The organism is Rappaport israeli (assembly GCF_001888055.1).
GTDB classification, from domain to species: Bacteria; Pseudomonadota; Gammaproteobacteria; order Cardiobacteriales; family Cardiobacteriaceae; genus Rappaport; species Rappaport israeli.
The window spans coordinates 1-22,133 of record NZ_LXHZ01000015.1 but is presented as its reverse complement, the minus strand read 5'-3'; the positions used below and the strand labels follow the sequence as shown (position 1 = coordinate 22,133).

The 22,133-nt window shown below is 44.5% G+C and carries 22 protein-coding genes and 3 pseudogenes; 11 read left to right on the top strand and 14 right to left on the bottom strand.

Translation table 11 applies throughout. From position 1 onward, the window contains the following. Positions 1-27: 27 nt before the first annotated feature. The 8 genes from A5N84_RS03455 to A5N84_RS03425 all read right to left on the bottom strand — a co-directional run bounded on the left by A5N84_RS03455 (position 28) and on the right by A5N84_RS03425 (position 5,166). On the bottom strand, positions 28-753 hold the full coding sequence (locus A5N84_RS03455) for an ABC transporter ATP-binding protein (RefSeq protein WP_072281282.1): 726 nt from the start codon (positions 751-753) through the stop codon (positions 28-30). After that, positions 746-898 carry a hypothetical protein gene (locus A5N84_RS11535; protein WP_233119902.1) on the bottom strand — a complete coding sequence of 51 codons (153 nt, stop codon included), beginning with the start codon at positions 896-898 and terminating at the stop codon, positions 746-748. The genes A5N84_RS03455 and A5N84_RS11535 overlap by 8 nt, the downstream gene beginning before the upstream one ends. Beyond that, positions 877-1,995, bottom strand: coding sequence for an FtsX-like permease family protein (locus A5N84_RS03450; protein ID WP_233119901.1), 1,119 nt, complete (start codon positions 1,993-1,995; stop codon positions 877-879). The genes A5N84_RS11535 and A5N84_RS03450 overlap by 22 nt, the downstream gene beginning before the upstream one ends. A 5-nt stretch (positions 1,996-2,000) precedes the next feature. Next, positions 2,001-2,255 carry a glutaredoxin 3 gene (gene grxC / locus A5N84_RS03445; protein ID WP_072281281.1) on the bottom strand — a complete coding sequence of 85 codons (255 nt, stop codon included), beginning with the start codon at positions 2,253-2,255 and terminating at the stop codon, positions 2,001-2,003. A 50-nt stretch (positions 2,256-2,305) separates the two neighbouring features. Beyond that, positions 2,306-2,725 (bottom strand): rhodanese-like domain-containing protein, encoded by a 420-nt coding sequence (locus tag A5N84_RS03440; RefSeq protein WP_072281280.1) that lies wholly within the window; start codon positions 2,723-2,725, stop codon positions 2,306-2,308. A 139-nt stretch (positions 2,726-2,864) separates the two neighbouring features. Then, the gene (locus A5N84_RS03435; RefSeq protein ID WP_072281279.1) at positions 2,865-3,194 is read right to left on the bottom strand and encodes a zinc ribbon domain-containing protein YjdM; all 330 of its coding nucleotides are present in this window, start codon (positions 3,192-3,194) and stop codon (positions 2,865-2,867) included. 79 nt (positions 3,195-3,273) lie between these two features. Further along, positions 3,274-3,930 (bottom strand): fumarylacetoacetate hydrolase family protein, encoded by a 657-nt coding sequence (locus tag A5N84_RS03430; RefSeq protein ID WP_072281278.1) that lies wholly within the window; start codon positions 3,928-3,930, stop codon positions 3,274-3,276. Positions 3,931-4,035: 105 nt separating this feature from the next. After that, positions 4,036-5,166, bottom strand: a complete 1,131-nt coding sequence (locus A5N84_RS03425) for a zinc ABC transporter substrate-binding protein (protein WP_072281277.1) — start codon at positions 5,164-5,166, stop codon at positions 4,036-4,038. Between the two features lie 136 nt (positions 5,167-5,302). Here A5N84_RS03425 and A5N84_RS03420 point away from each other — a divergent pair, with 136 nt between their 5' ends. From A5N84_RS03420 to A5N84_RS13615, 3 genes and pseudogenes are all read left to right on the top strand, one after another. Then, positions 5,303-6,157, top strand: a complete 855-nt coding sequence (locus A5N84_RS03420; RefSeq protein ID WP_072281276.1) for a formate/nitrite transporter family protein — start codon at positions 5,303-5,305, stop codon at positions 6,155-6,157. Positions 6,158-6,282: 125 nt separating this feature from the next. Next, positions 6,283-7,101: a sulfite exporter TauE/SafE family protein gene (locus A5N84_RS03415; RefSeq protein WP_072281303.1), complete on the top strand. Its 819-nt coding sequence runs from the start codon at positions 6,283-6,285 to the stop codon at positions 7,099-7,101. A 7-nt stretch (positions 7,102-7,108) separates the two neighbouring features. After that, a pseudogene (locus A5N84_RS13615) lies at positions 7,109-7,219 on the top strand (IS30 family transposase); the annotation flags it as partial. Positions 7,220-7,332: 113 nt separating this feature from the next. Here A5N84_RS13615 and A5N84_RS03410 read toward each other — a convergent pair. After that, a pseudogene (locus A5N84_RS03410) lies at positions 7,333-7,847 on the bottom strand (gluconokinase). Between the two features lie 22 nt (positions 7,848-7,869). Beyond that, positions 7,870-9,258 (bottom strand): GntP family permease, encoded by a 1,389-nt coding sequence (locus A5N84_RS03405; RefSeq protein WP_072281275.1) that lies wholly within the window; start codon positions 9,256-9,258, stop codon positions 7,870-7,872. Positions 9,259-9,643: 385 nt separating this feature from the next. On the opposite strand from A5N84_RS03405, the gene gdhA reads away from it, so the two are divergent. From gdhA to A5N84_RS03385, 4 genes are all read left to right on the top strand, one after another. Then, positions 9,644-10,990: an NADP-specific glutamate dehydrogenase gene (gene gdhA, locus A5N84_RS03400; RefSeq protein ID WP_072281274.1), complete on the top strand. Its 1,347-nt coding sequence runs from the start codon at positions 9,644-9,646 to the stop codon at positions 10,988-10,990. Between the two features lie 153 nt (positions 10,991-11,143). After that, the gene (locus tag A5N84_RS03395; protein WP_072281273.1) at positions 11,144-12,148 is read left to right on the top strand and encodes a Fe(3+) ABC transporter substrate-binding protein; all 1,005 of its coding nucleotides are present in this window, start codon (positions 11,144-11,146) and stop codon (positions 12,146-12,148) included. A 9-nt stretch (positions 12,149-12,157) separates the two neighbouring features. Beyond that, on the top strand, positions 12,158-13,777 hold the full coding sequence (locus A5N84_RS03390; RefSeq protein ID WP_072281272.1) for an ABC transporter permease: 1,620 nt from the start codon (positions 12,158-12,160) through the stop codon (positions 13,775-13,777). After that, complete coding sequence (locus A5N84_RS03385) at positions 13,774-14,790, top strand: ABC transporter ATP-binding protein (RefSeq protein WP_072281271.1); 1,017 nt, start codon at positions 13,774-13,776, stop codon at positions 14,788-14,790. Before A5N84_RS03390 ends, A5N84_RS03385 begins: the two co-directional genes overlap by 4 nt. A gap of 2 nt (positions 14,791-14,792) precedes the next feature. On the opposite strand, the gene A5N84_RS03380 is transcribed toward A5N84_RS03385, so the two are convergent. Then, positions 14,793-15,035 carry an FAD assembly factor SdhE gene (locus A5N84_RS03380; protein ID WP_072281270.1) on the bottom strand — a complete coding sequence of 81 codons (243 nt, stop codon included), beginning with the start codon at positions 15,033-15,035 and terminating at the stop codon, positions 14,793-14,795. Between the two features lie 106 nt (positions 15,036-15,141). Between A5N84_RS03380 and A5N84_RS03375 the strand changes: the two genes are divergently transcribed. Both A5N84_RS03375 and A5N84_RS03370 read left to right on the top strand, forming a co-directional pair. Then, positions 15,142-15,717: an AlbA family DNA-binding domain-containing protein gene (locus A5N84_RS03375; protein WP_072281269.1), complete on the top strand. Its 576-nt coding sequence runs from the start codon at positions 15,142-15,144 to the stop codon at positions 15,715-15,717. A 169-nt stretch (positions 15,718-15,886) separates the two neighbouring features. Further along, positions 15,887-17,496, top strand: a pseudogene (locus A5N84_RS03370) (HsdM family class I SAM-dependent methyltransferase). 28 nt (positions 17,497-17,524) lie between these two features. Here A5N84_RS03370 and A5N84_RS03365 read toward each other — a convergent pair. From A5N84_RS03365 to A5N84_RS03355, 3 genes are all read right to left on the bottom strand, one after another. Then, positions 17,525-17,662 (bottom strand): hypothetical protein, encoded by a 138-nt coding sequence (locus tag A5N84_RS03365; protein ID WP_233119900.1) that lies wholly within the window; start codon positions 17,660-17,662, stop codon positions 17,525-17,527. A gap of 85 nt (positions 17,663-17,747) precedes the next feature. Next, a complete protein-coding gene (locus tag A5N84_RS03360; protein WP_078055546.1) occupies positions 17,748-18,332 on the bottom strand; it encodes a GNAT family N-acetyltransferase in 585 nt (194 codons plus the stop codon). 152 nt (positions 18,333-18,484) lie between these two features. Next, positions 18,485-19,210 (bottom strand): LOG family protein, encoded by a 726-nt coding sequence (locus A5N84_RS03355; protein WP_072281266.1) that lies wholly within the window; start codon positions 19,208-19,210, stop codon positions 18,485-18,487. Between the two features lie 190 nt (positions 19,211-19,400). Between A5N84_RS03355 and A5N84_RS11530 the strand changes: the two genes are divergently transcribed. Both A5N84_RS11530 and polA read left to right on the top strand, forming a co-directional pair. Continuing rightward, positions 19,401-20,459, top strand: coding sequence for a 5'-3' exonuclease (locus tag A5N84_RS11530; RefSeq protein WP_233119899.1), 1,059 nt, complete (start codon positions 19,401-19,403; stop codon positions 20,457-20,459). Next, entirely contained in the window at positions 20,366-22,114 is a 1,749-nt protein-coding gene (polA, locus tag A5N84_RS03350) for a DNA polymerase I (protein ID WP_233119903.1), read from the top strand. The genes A5N84_RS11530 and polA overlap by 94 nt, the downstream gene beginning before the upstream one ends. Positions 22,115-22,133: the final 19 nt, after the last annotated feature.

Here is a 22,133-nt window from a genome sequence, read left to right as displayed (position 1 = left end):
TAGCATCTAACCTTATTAAAATTTGGATTATGCCTGATAAGGTTGCAAGCGCCCATTAAGCAAATAAAAACAACGATCCATCTGAAGCGCCAACGACATATCATGTGTTACCACAATCATCGCATTATTTTGCGCCGTAACAATCCGCCGCATCAACGCAAAAGCCTGCGCTGCATTATTTTCATCTAAATTCCCTGTAGGTTCATCTGCTAATAGACAAGTTGGTTCATTAACCAGCGCACGCGCAATCGCCACCCGCTGACGCTCCCCACCTGATAATTGTGCTGGCAAATGCCCAGTCCGCGCCTCCAATCCCACCTCATTAAGCAACAGTTGCGCGCGTGCTTGCGCTTTTTTAGCGCTCAATCCAGCAATCCGCAACGGCATGGCAACATTTTCTAACGCGCTAAACTCTGGCAATAAATGGTGAAATTGATAGACAAACCCCATATAACGATTGCGCAACTGACTGCGCCGAGTATCTGAAGCGGCACTCAACACCTCGCCAGCAATAGAAACCTCTCCGCCATTTGGCGTATCCAATCCTGCCAAAAGATGTAATAACGTACTTTTCCCCGAGCCTGAGGCGCCCACAATCGCCACACTCTCACCAGCACGCAAACATAAATCCACCCCTTGCAAAATATGCAAGGGTTCTGAATTTTTCTGCTGATAAGAAAATTGAAGATTACGCACCGATAACACGCAATCCTGCCCCTGTTTTAATGTCTCGTTTAATACCGCATCATTCATGAGAAAGCGCTCTCGCTGGTTCAGTTTTAGCAGCAATTTGTGCAGGAATCACAGAAAATAACAACGTCAACAATAACGTAATCACCGTTACCCCCAACACCACCGCAGGGTCAACTTTAGCGGTTAACTGCGAAATAAAATACATGTCTTGCGGTAATTGATACCCCGTTTGCCGTTCCAAGAATCCCATAATGGCGGAATATTCCACGAAATCACCACCCCCAAACCAATGCCTAACAGTGTTCCCAACCCGCCAAAAATCATGCCTTGGGTTAAAAACACTTGCCGAATTTGCCCGCGCGTTAATCCCATTGTGCGCAAAATGGCAATATCACGTTTTTTCTCCGTAACCACCATATACATCGACGACAACAAACCAAACGCCGCCACAATAATAATCAAGCTCAAGATAATAAACATGGCATTTTTTTCTGTTTGCACCGCACTAAAATAAGAAGCTTGGTCAATACTCCAATCACTGGCATAAACCTCTGGCGCTAACCGCCCGCTATGATTGAGTCGCTCGCGCACCACTGGCGCTTTAAGCGCATCATCTAGCATAATCTGATAGCCCGTTACTCCCTCAGGCAATTGCAATAATTTTGCTGCATCTGCCGCTGAAACGAGCGCCACTTGACTATCAAACTGACTATGCCCGCTGACAAACGTCCCAATTAAAGTAAAACGCTTTAAGCGCGGCAATAGCCCCACCGCTGAAGCGCTCACCTGAGGCACAATAACGGTGATTTTATCGCCAACTTGGGCATTTAAGCGCGCCACCAAACCCTTGCCCAAAATGATATTGAATTGCTCAGGTTGCAATTTAGCCTTAACCGCCTCATCAATATTGGCAAAAGCGCTGGATACCTTGCCCTGTTCGTTTGCATCCACCCCTTGAATCAGCACACCTTGAAAGCGATTGCCATCGCCAATTAGACCCTGACCCTGCACAAAAGGCGCATAAGCCAGCACTTCTTTTATCCCCGCCAAAGAAGCGCCCGCATCAAAATCAGGCGCAATGGTCTCACTAAAACTCGGGCGCAAAGAAACATGCGCTGTCATCGATAACATCTTATCGCGCACCTCAGTTACCACCCCATTCATCACCGACAACACCGCAATCAATGCCGCAATGCCGATGGTAATACCAATAATCGCTAAAATAGAGTTTAGCCCGATAAACTGACTTCCACGGCGCGCGTAGCTATAGCGCAAACCAATACGACTGGGTAATAAGCGCATTTCATTTACGCCAATAACGCATCAAGTTTGCCAGCTTTTTCTAGCGCATTTAAATCATCAAATCCGCCAACATGCGTTTCACCGATAAAAATTTGCGGCACAGTCGTGCGTCCATTGGCGCGCTCAATCATCTCATCGCGACGCTCAGGAAATTGAAGCAAATTCACCGTGCTATAGCGCACGCCTTTATCATCTAATAATTGCAACGCCCGCTGGCAATAAGGGCAAGTGGTTTTAATATAAAGTTCTACTGGTTTCATAACTTCCTCAACTTAAAAAATAAAAATAGAAATAAGCTCGTATTGAGTGCCTAGCCTTTCACTGTGGGCAAATTCTCCTCATGCCAACCTTGCAACCCACCGCTTAATACATACACCTCTTGATAGCCTTGGTCGCGCAAGTATTGAGCCTGCGTTTTAGCGCTCAATCCCATCTGACAATAGACAATCACTGGCTTATCTTTAGACGCTTTAATGCGCTTAAAGTCGGCATCAAACTGTTCAGCAGGATGATTTTTCGCCCCTGCGATATGTGCTTTTTTATAATCTGCGGGCGCGCGCGTATCGATTAAATAAGCGCCTTGATTAATCAACAAAGAGGCATTTAAAGCGCTAATTGTTTTGCCTCCCTGACCTTTTTGACGCCATTCATAAACAATAATGGCGACAATAAGCGCACCTAATAGAATAAATAAAAAGAGATTGGCTTGTATAAATTGTGCAATGCTCATCGTTTGCCCTAGGTTTTGAAATTTAACAATATTTTAATTACAACTACCGCGCATCAGCGCCAAATATGGTTGACGATTATACAAGCGTTTATGCAGGGCTTGTAGCGGTTGCGGTAATTTTTCCTTCATCATTATGCTGTTAACTTTTCTTGACGAACTCTGATTTAAGCATCATAGGCGAGCCGTCAATTTTGCAATCAATATTATGGTCGCCTTCAGGCACTAGGCGAATATTTTTAACCTTTGTTCCTTGCTTTAGCACTTGAGAACTGCCTTTAAGTTTTAGCGCTTTAATCAAAGTTACGCTATCCCCATCGGCTAATGGCGTACCGTTTACATCCAATACTTGGGGGGTATCCTCTAAGTCGCTGTATTCGTTCCATTCAAAACTGCATTCTGGACAGACGTTATTCAGCCCATCATGATAGGCATAATCACTACTACATTGTGGACACACCAAATCGCTCATCTTTCTCACCCATAATTAAAACGGCGCATTCTAACAGCTCAACACCTCAAAAGATAATGCGCGCACTTATCAAGGCACTTTACGAAACTTTAAAATCCGCCTGCACACTATCCATTAAATTTAGTTGCAAATTATCCCCACTGTGTAAGCGCCCAACGCCTGCTGGCGTGCCAGTAAAGAGCAAATCTCCTGCAGATAAAGTACAAAACTGGCTAATGTAGGCAATTTGCTCGTCAATCGTCCACAGCATATCCGCGCTATGCCCACGTTGGACAATTTCTCCGTTAAGGGTGAGGGAGAAATGCAGACCTTGGCTTATTTCTAACTCTGAGGCAGGAATAAATTGCGATACACTCGCCGCGCCGTCAAAGCCTTTAGCAAGCGTCCATGGCAAGCCGTCTTGTTTTGCTTGTTGTTGCCAATCGCGCGCGGTTAAATCTAGTCCCACCCCATAAGCTTGAATGCACGCATGCGCCTGCGCTTGAGAGAGGTTTTTGCCTCCTTTGCCTAATAAAACCACAATTTCAGTTTCATAATGAACTTCTTGAGAGGCGCTAGGTAAGGTAATCATTACCTCCGTATTAAGTGCATTGCGCGGTTTACAAAAGACTACGGGTTTAATCTCACGCGCTTGGGCAGTGGGGTTCATTTCGCTGATATGTTCTGCATAATTGCGTCCTATGCAAAAAATACTCCCCACCGCTACCGTCGCCCCATTGGTTAGCCCTACTATCATCTGCTCGCTCTCCTGATAAAAGCGCTTATCATACGCGCCAAAATGCGATAAAAAAACGTTGCCAAATCAATTTGACAACGTTTTCAGACTCAACATCAACTGGGCTTAATTAAGACAATCTCTTAAAGAAGACGCCAAATTGCGCATTAACTTAGCATGTGCTGACTGCTCTGCTACCAAATCCGCGCCAATCGGGTCAAGCGTGCCTAATTTAACCTCTGTCCCTTGCACTAATTTTTCAGCTAATTTGGCAGGGAATTGTGGCTCACTGAATAAACATTCGATTTGGTGTTGTTGTATTAACTGATGCAATTGCCCAATACGCGCTGCACCAGGTTCATGCTCAGGGGAGACACGCACCGCGCCAATACTTTGTAAACCATATTCATGTTCAAAATATTGATAGGCATCATGAAACACCATAAAAGGTTTATTTTTTACAGGTTCAACAATACGCGCAATTTCATGGTTTAGCTCATCTAACTGCGCCAACGCCTGTTTAAGATTTTGCGCATATTTTTCTTTGTTTTCAGGGTCGATTTGTCCTAATTGTTCTGCTACCGAATTAAGCAAAACTTTAGAATTATCCACACTTAACCAAACATGCGCATCATACTCACCATGATGGTGCCCATGGTGGTCGTGGTCATGATGTTCATCGTGCTCGTGTTTATGCTCGTGTTTATGCTCGTGTTTGTGCTCGTGTTTGTGCTCGTGTTTGTGCTCGTGTTTGTGCTCGTGTTTATGGTCGTGTTTATGGTCGTGTTTATGGTCGTGTTTATGGTCGTGTTTATGGTCGTGTTTATGGTCGTGTTTATGGTCGTGTTTATGGTCGTGTTTATGGTCATGGTCATGGTCATGATGTTCATGCTCATCTTCTTCCCACAAACCGCCTCGACGCGTTTTAAGTTTTTCCACCCCATCTATATCCATCCACGCCAACTGCGATAATTTATCCCCGCTTTTTGCCAAAACATCAGGAACAAATGTTTCTAAATCTTTGCCGACCCATACCAGCAAATCTGCCTCATTAATTGCTTTTACATCGTTAGGTTTGAGTTGATAGCCATGGGGTGAACCTTGTTGAATTAATAACGTTGGCTCACTCACGCCTTGAGTGATTTGCGCAACTAATGCATGCAATGGCTTAATGGTTGTCACCACATTTGCCTGCGCAAAAGCGCCTAAACTCAACAAACTAGAAGAAACGAGCAGAGCTCTAACTGTATTTTTCATCACAACTCCTTAGCTTATGTTATAAAGTAACGGCGCATTTTGGCGTAAATCTAGAGTGCTGTCTAGCGAAAAAACCACGAACAAAGCGATAAAAAGCTTATAATTAGCCGATATTTGAGCTTCAAGGACGACAAGCATGTCAAACCATTTAGCTGATGAGGCGAAAAAAAAAGTTGACCAAGAAATTGCTCAATCCCAACACAATGACCATCAAGACCCACCACCAAAATCTCATAGCGATATTCTTATCGAACAAATTTGCGACGCTGAACATACCTTCCAACATACTCCATTAAGCCTTGGCGCGAGCGCTTTTACCGCTGGCTTAGAAATTGGCTTTAGCTATTTATTGCTCTTAGTTGCCCATCACATGCTAAGCCCTTATCTCCCTGCCGAATGGGTTTTTAAATCATTTGCTTTATTTTATCCTGTGGGGTTTATCATGGTAGTTATTGGGCAATCTTTGCTTTTTACCGAACAAACCTCCTTGCTAAGCCTTCCTGTTTTAAACAACCGCCAGCCTTTTATCAAACTCCTAAAATTATGGATAACGGTTATTCTTGGTAATTTATTAGGCGGTTGGCTATTTGTGGTTGGCACTTTATGGCTTGGACCCGAGCTTGGCTTATTTACTCCAGAAGATAGCTATGCCATCGCGCATCATGTCATTAATCATCCCTTTCATATTATTTTTGCCAGCGCTATTTTGGCAGGTTGGTTGATGGGCTTATTATCTTGGTTAGTAACCTCTGCAGATAGCACCACCAGCCGTATTATTATTGTTTTTTTACTCACAGGGAGCATTGCTTTAATGGGATTGCATCATAGTATTGTTGGCAATGTTGAAGCGTTTGCAGGACTGATTAGCAGCGAGCATATCCATTTAAGCGATTATTTAAATTTCCAAATTTCTGCCCTGCTAGGCAATGCTATTGGCGGCGCAACTTTTGTTGCTGTGCTTAAATATCATACTTTTATTTTGAATAAATAATCCGCATCAGGAGGCGCTTTTTGTTGTGGCGGTTATGAACAAATATCCTGAGCCTGTATTGCTTTGGGTTTAATCCGATGGTTGATGATGGAATTTTTAATGCTTTTATAAGCGAGGATAACGCGATGGATGGATTATTTTGGTTAAAACTATTACCCGCTTTGCTGGCAACAGGTGCGGTTGCTGGAGTTTTGGCGGGGCTTTTAGGCGTTGGCGGTGGGATTGTGATTGTGCCAGTTTTGGTGTTCTTAAGTCCATTGATTGGGGTGGAGGTCTCTGTTGCGATGCAATTTGCGGTAGCAACATCCTTAACCACCATCATTGCAACCTCCATCGCTTCAGCACGCGCGCATTATCAAAAAGGCTCAATTGATTTACAGCTATTTCGTCAGTGGGTTGGATTTGTTTTTACTGGTGCATTATTAGGCGGTTGGCTGGGTTCGCGTGTTAGTGGGAATGTATTAAGCGGTGTTTTTGGTAGCGTAGCCTTATTGGTTGCGATTAATATGCTTCGCCCTAAAGGATTGGTTTTAGCCGACAATCCGCCACGCAGCTGGCTAAGCCGTGCTAGCATTGGTGGTGGGATTGGTTTGTTTTCAGCACTAATGGGCATTGGCGGTGGAACGCTTACCGTGCCCATTTTAACCTTATGCTCATTCCCCATGCGCTTAGCCGTAGGCACAGCATCGCTATTTGGATTAACCATTGCCTTACCTGCGGTATTTGGGTTTGCTATGGCTGGACAAGATATTCAAGGATTATTGCCGCTATCTTTGGGATTTATCAATTTACCAGCGGCGTTTTGCATTGCCTTGGGGACGACGTTTTGCGCGCCATTTGGTGCAAAATTAGCGCATACCATTGAGCCTAAACAGCTAAAAATTGCTTTTGGTCTCTTTTTATTGCTCAGCGCCAGCAAAATGCTATACCGCACGTTTTTTTAACCGCGTTATCTATAGTCGGAGAAGTGAAAAAGTAGTACAAGGCGGCGAGCCGCAGACAGTACAAGAGCGTACGGCAAGGCGAGCCAACGCTGTAATACTTTTTCAATTCTTTGACTATAATCAATTCACCGTTAAACGTTGCCCCAGAAAGGCAGAGCAAATATCGTGCCTAAAATAACCGCTTATCATGACAAATCAGCCAAGTGATTCTACGTCACTAAAATCTTTCACTTAGCGCGTTTTTATAGAATCCAACCATGCGCGAATATCCGCACCCACTTCATCAGGTGTGCCCGCATGGTCAATCACAATGCCTTGCTCATCACTTTTTAAGGCTCTAAAATCGCCAGTTGTGAATCGACCATATCCGCTTTCATATAATGCCCCTGACGTTGTTCCATGCGTTGGCGATTCACCGAAACAGGGGGCGCAAGATGAATAAAATACACCTCACCTTCTGCCTCGCGCAAAATATCACGATAGGATTTTTTTAAAGCAGAACAGGTAACTACACTATGCTGCGCTCCTTTTTGGGCTTGTTCGCTCATCCAGTCGCGCAGATTTTCTAACCAAGGCTTTCGGTCTTCATCGGTAAGAGGAATGCCGCTGCCCATTTTGTCGCGATTGGCTTGACTGTGAAAATCATCCCCTTCTGCATAAGCGCAATTAAGATGTTGTTCTACAATTTGCGCGGCGGTGGTTTTACCACAGCCACAAATGCCCATAATGATGTAATGTTTGCTCATTGTTTCCTTCTAATCTTAAGAATTAACCCAAAATAACAACAGCAATGGCTGATAAGATAAAACCAACTACGGCAATTAACGTTTGATTGACCGTCCATGTTTTTAAGGTGGTGGCAGCGTCCATATTCAGCAGGCGCCCAACCAACCAAAACCCTGAATCATTCACATGGCTAGCAGCCACCGAACCCGCAGCCGTTACCAACACTACCCCCGCCAATTGCCAATCGTTATAACCAGCGCTGGCAACAGCAGGCGCCATTAATGCCGCCGCGGTGGTTAAGGCAACCGTTGCTGAACCTTGCGCAATCCGCAACACCAACGCCACTAAAAAACACCCCAACAACACAGGCACACCCAAATCCCCCATCGTATCGGCTAATGCCTTACCAATGCCTGAGGCGCGCAAAACACCGCCAAACATTCCGCCAGCGCCAGTAATTAAAATCACCGAACAAATCGGCGCAAGCGTGCTGTCTAAAGTTTTCTCTAAAGCACTTCCTGTTAACCCACGTTTTTTACCTAAGAAATACATGGCAATTAATACAGAAATCAATAGCGCAATGGGTGTTGCGCCAATCATGCGAATGAGCCTTACCCAAGTCGCATCTTCATGAACCAATCCTTGCACACTTGCCATATGCAAACCAGTATTTAAAAAAATCAATCCCATAGGAATTAACATCAAGGATACAACTAATTTGGCACTTGCTGGCGCCTGTGGTTGGTCATCATCTTGTTTGCCACCTACAATAAAATCTGGAACAGCGACGGGAAAAATTTTATTAGCAGTGAGTCCCCACCAATATCCGCTGACAAACCAAGTTAAAAAAGCAACAGGAATCCCTAACATCAAGATATAACCTAGATTTGCCCCATAAAACTCTGAGGCAGCAATAGGACCTGGATGCGGCGGAAGAAAAACATGCATAACAGAAAAAGCGCCAATGGAAGGCAAGGCATACGCCAGCACATTAGACTTCATGCGTCGTGCCACAGCAAAAACAATGGGCAACATGACAATCAACCCTGCATCAAAAAACATTGGAAACCCAAACAGCAAAGAAGAAATGCCTAACGCCAACGGCGCACGTTTTTCACCAAAAAAACCAATCATTGCATCTGCCAATGACTTTGCCCCGCCTGAGGTCTCGACCAACCGCCCTAGCATAGCGCCTAATCCCACCAATAACGCCACACCGCCAAGCGTGCTGCCAAAATTTTTAAGCATAACATCGCCTAAAATCGCCTCTATTGGCAACCCTGTTGCTAAGGCGGTAAATAAACTAACCAACATTAAAGTCAGCAATGCATGCACCTTAAACCTGATGATAAGCACTAAAATTAACGCTATAGCGCTTGCAGCAATACCCAGCAATGCGCCTGTGCCAAGAGTTTGCGTCCAGTCATTCATTGGTTATCTCCATTAAAGTTTATTTATGAATAATTATTATAAAGCATTGTACTAGATTTTACGTTAGGGCATCTAATTGTTTTACCGCCCTAAAACAACTCTGAGTCAGATAATCTCTTTGACAACATAAGCAGACAGCCTAGTCAAAATATAGTTTATTTTCTTTAGCTTAATTTTATTGACGCTTCCAAAAGACTATTAATTTTTAAAAATATTATGAAATTTTAATAAATTATTTGTTTGACTCTGTTAAAGCCTGTTATAGTTTAAACATAGTAAGGCAGCTCAAAGGCGCAAGATATCGATAATCTAGGTGCCTTTGTTCATTTTTTGATGTATTGCTATTACGGGATAATGTCCTAAATTTAATTTAAGAGGAAAAAATATGGCAAATTTTAGTATAGAGAAAGTCTTAGAAAACGTAAAAAAACGCGACCCCCATCAGCCTGAATTTTTTCAAGCGGTGGAAGAGGTTTTGGTTTCGTTAAAAGACTTTATTGCAAACACTCCTCGCTATCAATCACAAGGTTTAATTGAGCGCATGGTTGAGCCTGAAAGAGTGATTATGTTTCGTGTGCCTTGGGTAGATGACAATAATCAAGTGCAGGTTAATCGTGGTTTTCGAGTGCAGATGAGTTCGGCCATTGGACCTTATAAAGGTGGCTTGCGTTTTCATCCGAGTGTGAATTTGAGTATTCTTAAATTTTTAGCCTTTGAACAAGTATTTAAAAATTCATTAACCACATTGCCGATGGGCGGTGGGAAAGGCGGTTCAGATTTTAATCCCAAAGGCAAAAGCGATGCGGAAGTGATGCGGTTTTGTCAGTCTTTTATGGCTGAGCTATTTCGCCATATTGGCGCGAATTTAGATGTTCCAGCAGGGGATATCGGGGTTGGCGGGCGCGAAATTGGCTTCCTTTATGGGCAGTACAAACGCTTAAGCAATGATGTGAGTCATGGCGTGTTAACGGGTAAGGATTTGAGTTATGGCGGAAGCTTGATTCGTCCTGAAGCAACGGGCTACGGCGTGGTTTATTTTGCGCAATATATGATGGAAGAGGCTTCAGATAGCTTAAAAGGCAAAACGGCTTTGGTCTCTGGCTCGGGCAACGTGGCGCAATATGCGGTTGAGAAATTATTACAATTAGGCGCAAAAGTGCTCACGGTTTCTGATTCTGATGGCACGGTGCATTTTAAAAATGGCATTACAAAAGAGCAGTTAGCGCGATTGATGACGCTAAAAAATGAGCGTCGTGAGCGGTTATCTGTGTATGCAAAAGAGGAAAATCTCGACTATCACGCCGATAAAAAACCATGGCAACTAGCCCCAGCAGATTTGGCTTTGCCTTGCGCTACGCAAAATGAACTGGAAGCACAAGATGCCGAAGTGCTCATTAAAAATGGCTGTCGTGCGGTATTAGAAGGCGCCAATATGCCTTGTACGAATGACGCAATTGCTAAATTTATTGAGGCAGGTGTAGCTTATGCACCTGGTAAAGCAACCAATGCAGGCGGTGTGGCAACTTCTGGTTTAGAGATGAGCCAAAATTCTCAACGGATGGGCTGGGAGCGCGATAAAGTTGATGAGCATTTGCAAAATATCATGCGTGATATTCATCAGACTTGCCTTGAATATGGCAAAAAAGATGGCAAGGTGAATTATCAACAAGGCGCAAATATTGCTGGCTTTGTGAAAGTCGCGGATGCGATGTTAGCGCAAGGTATTGTATAACCCATCATAACTATTTATAGTCATTAGCGCTAAGCCCCTCAAATAAAAGTGTATTTGAGGGGCTTTTTATTGGGTAGGCACGAAGATGGGTTATTGACAATAATTCTTAATACTATTAAGATGCGCACTGTTTCTTAACAAGAGGATAATCCGATGAAAAAATGTTTATTAGCAGTGTTAACCGCTTCTACGTTGTCAACGGCTTTTGCAGATGTCAATGTTTACTCTTACCGTCAGGAGTTTTTAATTGACCCGATGTTAAAAGCTTTTACTAATGAAACAGGCATTAAGGTCAATACCGTTTATGTTAAAGATGGTCTAGCAGAGCGCATTAAACGCGAAGGCGCGCAAAGCCCTGCGGATTTAATTTTAACGGTTGATATTAGCCGTTTAGAGGAGTTGGTCAATGAAGGGTTAACCCAGCCAATTAAGTCTGCAGTCGTTGAAAGCAACATTCCTGCTAGTATGCGTGGCAATGAGTGGGTGGCTTTAACCAAGCGTGCGCGGGCGGTTTATTCTTCAAAAGACCGTGTCGGCAAATTAGGCAATGATTTTGATTATCGCGATTTAGCAAAAGAAGAGTATAAAGGCAAAATTTGTACGCGCTCAGGTAAGCATCCCTACAACGTTTCTTTAGTCGCTTCTATTATTGCCCATGATGGTGAGAAGGTCGCCAAAGAGTGGTTAGAAGGCGTTAAAAACAATTTAGCGCGCAAGCCTCAAGGCAATGACCGTCAACAAGTACAGGCGATTAAAGAAGGCATCTGTGATTACTCTTTAGGCAATTCTTATTATTTCGGCAAGATGCTCACCAATGAAAAAGAGCCAGAGCAAAAAGAATGGGCAGCAGCGGTGGAAATTAATTTCCCTGGTCAAAATGCTCATGGGACGCATATGAATGTTTCAGGGGTAGCGCTTGCTAAATATGCGCCTAATAAGGAAGAGGCGTTGCAATTAATCGAGTTCTTAACTGGCGAGACAGCGCAGAAAATGTATGCTGAGGATAATTTTGAATACCCTGTAAAAGAGGGCGTGCCATCTTCAGAGTTGATCTCTTCTTGGGGAACATTCAAACAAGATTCAATTGATATCAACGAAGTTGCAGCACACTATAGCCAAGCGCTTAAGTTAATTGATGAAGTTAAATACGATTTATAATTTAATTGTATGATTAACTTAGCTAAAAGCTGGCGTCCACTTGCGTGGGCGTCGGCTTTTTTATTGTTCTCCCCTATTGTGGCGCTGTTGATTGAAGCGCTTAAGCAAGGTTCGCCAATTTTTGCGCATTTGTATCACACGGTTTTATTTGATTATGTGAAAAATTCGCTGATTTTATTAGCGGGCGTGTGTGGGCTGGCGCTAATTTGGGGCGTGCCTTCGGCTTGGCTGGTGGCGCGATATGAATTTTTCGGGCGCAAATGGTTGCGCTGGGCGTTGTTGTTGCCCATGGCATTGCCAGCGTATTTAGTCGCTTATGTCTATACCGATGTTCTTGATTATGCAGGGCCTGTACAGTCGGCTATTCGTGCATGGTTTGGTTATGCGTCGGCGCGCGATTATTGGTTTGTGGATATGCGCACGATGGGCGGTGCGATATTTGTATTGTCTTTGGTGTTTGCGCCTTATGTGTATTGGCTCACTTCGCTTAATTTCCAATCACAATCGCAATCGCTTTTTGAGGCGGCGCGCTTATTGGGGCAAAAAGAATGGCAAATTTTTTATAACGTGGCACTGCCTTTGGCAAGACCTGCCATCGCCGTGGGCTGTACGTTGGTTGGGATGGAAACATTGGCTGATTATGGCACTGTGGCGTATTTTTCAATTTGGCATATTACAACGGCAATTTATGATACTTGGTTAGGGCATGGCGATTTGTCCGCCGCAGCTAAGTTATCCTCGCTATTATTATTATTTGTGGTGGTGTTAATTTCTTTAGAAAAATACAACCGTCGCAAAATGCGTTTATATAGTGAGCGCACCACGCCTTTGGTCAGAGTCCATTTGCGCGGTTGGCGAGCAATATTGGCGACTTTGTGGTGTGGTTTTATTGTGATGGTAGGATTTTTATTGCCCGCGGGTTGGTTGGTCTATAGTGGGATTCGCTATTTTGACAGAACAGATTGGGGTAAATTTGCCCAAATGACGTGGCATTCGGTGAGCGTGGCGCTGGGAGTGGCGCTGATGGCGTTAGTGGTGGCATTAGTGGTTGAGTTTTACGCGCGTAAACAAGTCAACCGCTATACTTTCCCACGGCGTTTAGCCTCTTTGGGCTATGCTGTACCAGGGACGGTATTAGCCATTGGGGTGTTAATTGTGACCACAACGATTGACCATGGCTTGAATGCGCTTACAACGTCTTGGGGGTTTGGCAATATAGGACTTCTATTAAGCGGAACGTTATTTGCGATGGGCTTTGCTTTTTTATGCCGCTTTGCCGCCATTGCGATTGGCTCTGTTGAAGCAGGAATGGGAAAAATTCCTATCAGTCTTGACCAAACCGCCTTTATGCATGGTTATCACCATGGACAAACCGCGCGCGTGGTCTGGTTGCCATTATTGCGGGGCAGTTTATTAACTGCATTTGTATTGGTATTTTTAGAATCGATGAAAGAACTATCCGCGGCATTATTATTGCGCCCGTTTAATGTCAACACCTTGGCAACGCATATCTTTGAATATATGAGCGCAGAAATGTTTGAAGTGGCGGCATTGCCAGCATTATTACTGGTGGTTGTAGGTTTACCGCCTGTGATTTTATTAACTTTATCAATGGACAATAAGCAATGAATAATTGGTTAACGCTTAATAATGTTGCCATTGCCTACGAGCAAAATATCGTGGTCAAAGACTGTAGCTTTAGCCTAGCAAAAGGCGAAGTCTTATCCTTACTAGGCGCCTCTGGTTGTGGCAAAAGTACATTATTAAAAGCCATTTCAGGATTACTCCCCATCCGAGAAGGCGAAATCTTATTAAACGGTCAAATCATTGCCAGCACCACCCACACTACCCCACCACAACAGCGACAAATGAGCATGATTTTCCAAGACTATGCTTTATTTCCGCATTTAAATGTTTGTGAAAATATCGCTTTTGGTTTACAAAACCTCAGCAAAATAGAGCGCCTAGCGCGTGTACAACAAGCGCTTGAATTAGTCCGACTGCAAGGATTTCTAAAGCGCTATCCGCATGAATTATCAGGGGGGCAACAGCAACGCGTGGCATTTGCGCGCGCTTTGGTGCGCAATCCGCAGTTATTGTTATTAGATGAACCCTTTTCTAATTTAGATAATGAAGTGCGCCAGCAAGTCATTGACGAAACCAGAGAAATTTTCAAACAGCAGCAAACCAGCGCCATTTTCGTAACCCACAACAAATCCGAGGCTTTCGCATTGGCAGATACAGTCGCTGTTATGCAAGGTGGCAAAATAGAACAAATCGGCAGCCCCCAAACCCTATACGACAAACCGAAAAATAAAGCGTTGGGCTCTTTTTTAGGCGAAGGCGCAACCCTTATCGCCCACCCTCATAACGACGGCGTGCAAACCGCATTAGGCACACTCAACAGCGCCCAATTACAACAGGTCATGTATTATCAAGAAGACGATGGCGCGCAAATTTTCCTGCGCCCACACCAGCTCCACCTAAGCACCCAACCCCCCCACAACGCCCATATTCTCTCTGCATTATTTTTGGGCGATTTTTCATTGTATGAAGTGCAAATTGGCAACGAACGCGTCAAAGTGATGAGCCAAAAGCGCCTAAGCGCCAAAACACCCGTAGCCTTAACCTTACGCCTATAAGGCTAACGCACGCCTGAATAAGCCTGTAGCGTTCGTATAATCGACTGCACCGCCTCATCTTCATCTACATAGCGGTTAAACAATAAATCAACAATCACAGGGTCTTGATAGTCTAATAAGCGCGCAAAAGCTTGTTGTATAGAGGAAGGCGCCTGCAGGTAGTCTTGCTGTAAATACTTAAGCAACAACAAATCCAGTTCTTTCATACCGCGACGACAACGCCATTTTAAAAAGGAATGAGTCATAAATAAGGAAAAATTTAAATAGATATTATAAACCAGCGCCTAGCCATTTTAAATTTTTATAAACGCTATAAAATAAAATGGTTTTAGTCCATTACCAAGATTAGCCATGTCAAAAGCTTACAACGAAAACTCACGTGTTAAAATCCCCGTCATCTTGCATTTAATGCGGCTTGGGTTTGAATATTTATCGCTTAAAGAGCAGTTTTGGGATAAAAACACCAATATTTTTCCGCAAATTTTTATTGACAGCCTATGCCGTATCAATCAAGGCTTATCCGCTGACGATGCCAAACGACAACTGGTTGAGATTACCCTTGAGCTGGACAATGAAGATTTGGGGCAAGCTTTTTATCACCGCCTAATCAACCAATCAGGCATCAGACTCATTGATTTTAATGATTTTGATAACAACCGCTTTCATGTGGTCAGCGAATTGCCCTGCATTCATGGCGATTTGGTTTTTGGTGTATCTGATAAAGGCGAAATCCAAGATTTGCAAAGTTTAGGCGATAAATTAGATAATTATCGTAAATTGGTTTTTGATTTTATTGCACCGCCTTGTAAGGTTCAATTAGAAGAAATTATCATTGATGATAAACTTGTTTTTATTTTTCATGTAGAGCAAGATTTAGAGCGAATATTTTATCGCAAAGATAATGAAAAATTCTTTATATGGCGTTAATAAGGATGTGGGCGTGTTAAGCAACGCTAAGGCTAAATTAAGCAACGGCAGTTAAAGTTTTTAACACATTGATTTTTAATGATTTTATAATTTTATCGCCCATAAAACTGCAAATAAGCAACGCTAAGCCCAAATTAAGCAACGATACCTTATTTTAACGGAAAAACCCATGACCACCCAAAATTTCACCGACCAAACCAAATCACTCATTGACAGCCTAAAAACCATTTGTGCCAACTATGGGCTAGGCAATGACGGCAATGAATTTAAAATCATCAGCCAAGTGTTTTTGTATAAGTTTTTAAATGACAAATACACCTTTGAATTCAAGCAATTGCGTGCCGAGCGTCCTGATGAAGACATTGACTTTATCAATATGGAAATTGAAGGCAAAACGGCGATTTTAAAGCCAGAACATTTATTGAAAAATCTGCACGCCGAGCAAAATAATGCCGATTTTGCCAAACGCTTTGATGATACATTAATGGACATTGCTGCCCAAAATGCCGATATTTTTTCGGTGAAAACCGAAGGCGGGGCAAAAATTGTGCTGTTTGAGCGTATCAGCAACTACATCGCTGATGAAAACCGCCGTGATGAGTTTTGCCGTGCGTTGGTTTCTAAATTAACCGATTTTAGTTTTGAAGAGATTTTTGCCCAAAAGTTTGATTTTTTTGCCACCATTTTTGAGTATCTCATCAAGGACTACAACAGCAATTCAGGCGGTAAATACGCTGAATATTACACGCCACACGCCGTGGCTCGCATCATGGCGGATATTTTGGTGCCCCAAAATGAGCGTGGCACAATCAAAAGCGTTGATGTGTATGACCCGTCGGCAGGCTCTGGCACATTGCTCATGAACGTTGCCCATGCCATCGGTGAAGACAAATGCATGATTTATACCCAAGACATTTCACAAAAATCGTCTAATTTATTGCGGTTGAATCTGATTTTAAATAATTTGGTGCATTCTTTAAACAATGTCATTCAGGGCAATACGATTTTATCGCCTTATCATAAAGACAGCTCAGGCAAGCTAAAACAGTTTGATTTTATTGTCTCTAATCCGCCGTTTAAATTAGATTTTAGCGATTCTCGCAATCAGTTGGACAGTCAGGAAAATAACGAACGCTTTTTGCCGGTATCCCGAAAATCAAGCCAACAAAGAAAGAGAAGATGGAAATTTATCAGCTGTTTATCCAGCATATTTTGTTTAGCCTAAAAGATAAAGGCAAGGCGGCGATTGTGGTGCCGACAGGGTTTATCACTGCCCAATCTGGCATTGACAAAAAAATCCGTGAGTATTTGGTCACCAATAAAATGCTTGCTGGCGTGGTGTCTATGCCGTCCAATATTTTTGCCACCACAGGCACCAATGTTTCTATCTTGTTTATTGATAAAGCCAATACAGGCGATGTGGTGCTGATTGATGCATCCAATTTGGGCGAAAAAATCAAAGACGGCAAAAATCAAAAAACCGTCTTGACCGCTGACGAAGAACGCAAAATCTGCGATACTTTTACCCAAAAACAGGCGGTGGATGATTTTAGCGTGGTGGTGAGTTATGATGCGATTCAAGCTAAAAATTATAGCTTGTCGGCAGGGCAATATTTTGATGTTAAGATTGATTATGTGGACATTTCAGCAGATGAATTTACCCAAAAAATGGCGGACTTTGAGCAAAATTTAAGCGATTTATTCACCCAATCGCATGGGCTTGAAAAAGACATTCAAGCGAATTTGAAGCGGTTGCGGTTTATAAAAAAAGATAGTTAATTGTTTGGGTCGCGCATACTTTTTTAGATTATTGCGCTTGCAGACTCAGCAGTTTTTTTAACCCAAGCACAACCCACACTGCCAGCACAAAAGGCAAGGTGAAATAACTGCCAACCGCATCAAAAAATGCAAAAAAGCCAAATCCCCATTGAATGAATAATGCCACGATAACGCCTACGCTTATCCAAATAACCTCTCGCGCTTTATCTTCAAATAGCGCTAGCGCCACCAACGCACTATTTTCATCTTATTTAAGCACTTAATGGTAAATAATACACGTTTAAATCGCTTAATTGCCCATATAAGTTTTCTGATTCAGGCAGTGTATGGCTATATAAAAATCCACATTTACCTGCTACAGCATTACTTGCCACGTTATTTGGATTACAACGAATAATCAGCGTATCAATAAGCGGTAAAGTGCGCGATGTTCCTGCATGGCTTGCCTTGCATAAGCCGATAATTTTCTGAGCCATTTGTGTTGCAATGCCACGACCACTATGACTTTGCGCCACCCAATAACCTAATGCCGCGCTAATACCGTTAATATTTTTACCATCGCTATGCTTTTGCCCAATATCGCGCACATTAATTACCCCAATACAGACATCTTCATAGAAAATAAACAAATGCAAACTATCTCCACGTGCATCGCTTTCCAAACAAGTACGCAGAAATTGCTGTGAATCCTCTACCGCTTGCACACCATCCAACCATGGCAACCAAGAGCGCAAATACTCACGATTAGCCTCTGTGAGTTTAAATAACATTTGCGCCGTTTCCGCTGCATCATTAAAAGCCACCAAGTGAATCAATTCACTATTAATCATCGACATCCCTTATTCCTCCAAGACAAAATCCACTCTTATAGCGCCAAACCGCCCCGCAATGCGTTAACCTTAGCGCCTGCCAGTATTGCCAATCGTTAAACCTTAAAAATCGCTATGATAGCCGAGATTAAACCAAGGTGAAATATTAGAATGATTTTCTATATATTACACACGCGCGCCACCTCTTCAGGCGTTGGCGCATACGGACGGTCTTTATAAAACGCCTCAATTGCCGCCAACACCGCATCAGCATCATCAACCACCGTCATCAACTGCAAATCCTCTTCTTTAATCATCCCTTCAGCAACCAAACGTTGCACAAACCAATCCAACAACCCCTGCCAAAACATAGACCCCACCAACACCACAGGAATACGTCGCGACTTACCTGTTTGAATCAACGTTAAAATCTCTGCCAATTCATCTAACGTCCCAAAACCACCTGGCATCACCACATACGCCGTAGCATATTTCACAAACATCGTCTTGCGTGAGAAAAAATGGCGAAAATGCATACTAACATCTTGATACCCATTATCCGTCTGCTCATGTGGCAAATCGATATTTAACCCAACAGACAACCCATCTTTCCCCTCATAAGCGCCACGATTAGCCGCCTCCATCAGCCAGGCCCCACCCCCACTAACAATAGCAAAACCTTCATCACTCAAGCGCTTACAAATCTCACGCGTCAAATCATAATAATCATGCCCTTCTTTAATACGCGCTGAGCCAAACACACTCACCGAAGGCTCAATCGCCGCCAAGCGCTCAAACCCCTCCACAAACTCCGACATAATCTGAAAAACCTTCCAAGACTCCTGATTAAGCTTGCCCATATCATGCGCATGAATATTTTTAGGTGGAATACGTTTTGTGTTCATAAAACTCCCGCTTAAAAGAAAAAACTAACCCAACGCCCAAAGAAGCGCCATTGACATTAACCCCATAATTCCCAACAATAGCGACCCTTACGCGTTGCATAAAAGAGTGGGCATTCTGCCGTAAAGCGCCTTTTTAAACAACAGAACCACTTATATTTTAAACTCTTATCCAAAAGACAAGGAAATCACCGTGATTGATGCCAACCAACTCGTCGTCCTAGTCGACGGCTCCTCCTACCTCTTTCGCGCCTTTCACGGACTCCCCCCACTCACCAATGCCGAAGGACATCCCACAGGCGCCCTTCATGGCGTTATCAAAATGCTCACCAAACTCTATGATGATTACCAACCCGCCTATTTTGGCGTCGTCTTTGATGCCAAAGGCAAAACCTTTCGCCACGACCTCTACAGCGCCTACAAAGCCAATCGTCCCAAAATGCCTGAAGAACTTGCCTGCCAAATCAAACCCCTGCATCAACTCATCGAAGCCCTAGGCTTTGCGCTAATTATCGAACAAGGCGTAGAAGCGGACGATGTTATCGGAACCCTTGCCGCACGCGCGCTTAAAGAGCATTATCAAGTCGTTATCTCCAGCGGCGACAAAGACATGGCACAACTGCTCACCCATGCCGACATCACCCTGCTAGATACCATGAAAAATGCCATAACCAGCCACACCAACATCGCCCAACGCTTCAAAGTTGACCAACTACGCGCCGACCAAGTTATTGATTTTCTCGCCCTAGTTGGGGACACCTCAGACAACATCCCAGGCATTGACAAAGTCGGGCCCAAAACCGCCGCCAAATGGCTACAACAATACGACAACATCGACACCCTCATCGACAACGCCAGCAAAATCAGTGGCAAAATAGGCGACAACCTGCGCAACAACCTAGACACCCTCAAACTCTCACGCACCCTCGCCACCATAAAATGCGACCTCCCCCTAACCCACACCATCGCCGACCTCGCCCTCCAACCCCCAAAACCCCCACAAACTCGAACAACTCTGCAACACCTACGGACTAAACAACATCAAATATCGCCACCTCAACCGCACCCCCAACGCCCCCCACCCCAAAACCCAGCATCCCCCAAGCACCCCAAGTGCAATATCACACCCTCACCGACCCAGCCCAACTCCCCCCCCTCATCGCCGAACTTAAAAAAGCCCAACGCATCAGCATCGACACCGAAACCACCTCACTCAACTACCAACAAGCCCAACTCGTTGGCATCAGCCTAGCGCTTGAAACAGGGCATGCCTACTACCTCCCCCTAGCCCACCAAGACAGCCCCAATCTCCCCCTAGAACCCACCCTAACCGCCTTAAAACCCATCCTTGAAAACCCCGCCATCATAAAAATAGGACAACATCTCAAATACGACCGCCACATCCTAAACCAACACCACCTCAGCCTAAACGGCACCTGCGACGACACCATGCTCATGTCCTACTGCTACAACGCCACCGCCACCCGCCATAATTTAGACGCCCTCGCAGACCACTACCTCAACTACCAAACCACCACCTTTGAAGACATCGCAGGCAAAGGCAGCAAACAACTCACCTTTGACCAAATCCCCCTAGAAACCGCCGCCCACTACGCCTGCGAAGATGCCGACCTCACCCTACGCCTTTATCAATACCTCCACAGCCAACTACAAACCCACCCAAGCCTCAACACCCTCTATCAAACCCTAGAACGCCCCCTTGCCAACGTTCTCTATCATATCGAAGCCCAAGGCGTTAAAATCGACCCAGAAAAACTCCACCAACAAAGCCAAGAAATCCAAACCCAACTCACCCAACTCGAACAGCAAGCCCACCAACACGCAGGGCAACCCTTCAACCTCAACTCCCCCAAACAACTCCAACACATCCTCTTTGACCAATTAAACCTCCCCATCCTCCACAAAACCCCCAAAGGACAACCCAGCACCAACGAAGACAGCCTACAAGACCTCACCGCCCATCACCCCCTCCCAGCGCTCATCCTAGAGCATAGAAGCCTCGCCAAACTCAAATCCACCTACACCGACAAACTCCCCCACCTCATCGACCCCACCACCCAACGCATCCACACCTCCTATCACCAAGCCATCACCAGCACAGGACGCCTCTCCTCAAGCGACCCCAACCTACAAAACATCCCCATCAGAAGCGAACAAGGACGACGCATCCGCCAAGCCTTCATCGCCCCCCAAGGCATGAAAATACTAGCCGCCGACTATTCACAAATCGAACTTCGCATCATGGCACACCTCTCCAACGACCCAGCACTACTCAAAGCCTTCAACACAGGGCAAGACATCCACAGCGCCACCGCCGCCGAACTCTTCAACCTCCCCCAAGAACAACTCACCCGCGAGCATCGTCGCAAAGCCAAAGCCATCAACTTCGGACTCATCTACGGCATGAGCGCCTTTGGACTTGCCCGCCAACTCAACATCAGCCGCGACGAAGCCGCCCACTACATCGACACCTATTTCAACCGCTACCCCAAAGTCAAAGACTACATGAACACCACCCGCCAGCGCGCCAAAGAACAAGGCTACGTAGAAACCCTCACAGGACGCCGCCTCTACATCAGCGACATCAACAGCAAAAACGCCCAACGTCGCCAAGCCGCCGAACGTCTTGCCATCAACGCCCCCATGCAAGGCAGCGCAGCAGATATCATCAAAAAAGCCATGCTCGACATCGACCACCACTACCACACCGACCCACGCCTAAACCTCATCATGCAAGTTCACGACGAACTAGTCTTTGAAATCCAAACCGACAGCATCGCCCCCCTCCAAAGCGACATCATCCAGCGCATGCAAAACGCCCACCCCCTAAATATCCCCCTCATCGTCGAAGCAGGCATAGGGGATAATTGGGACGAAGCACACTAATTAGATTGGTCTTGCCATT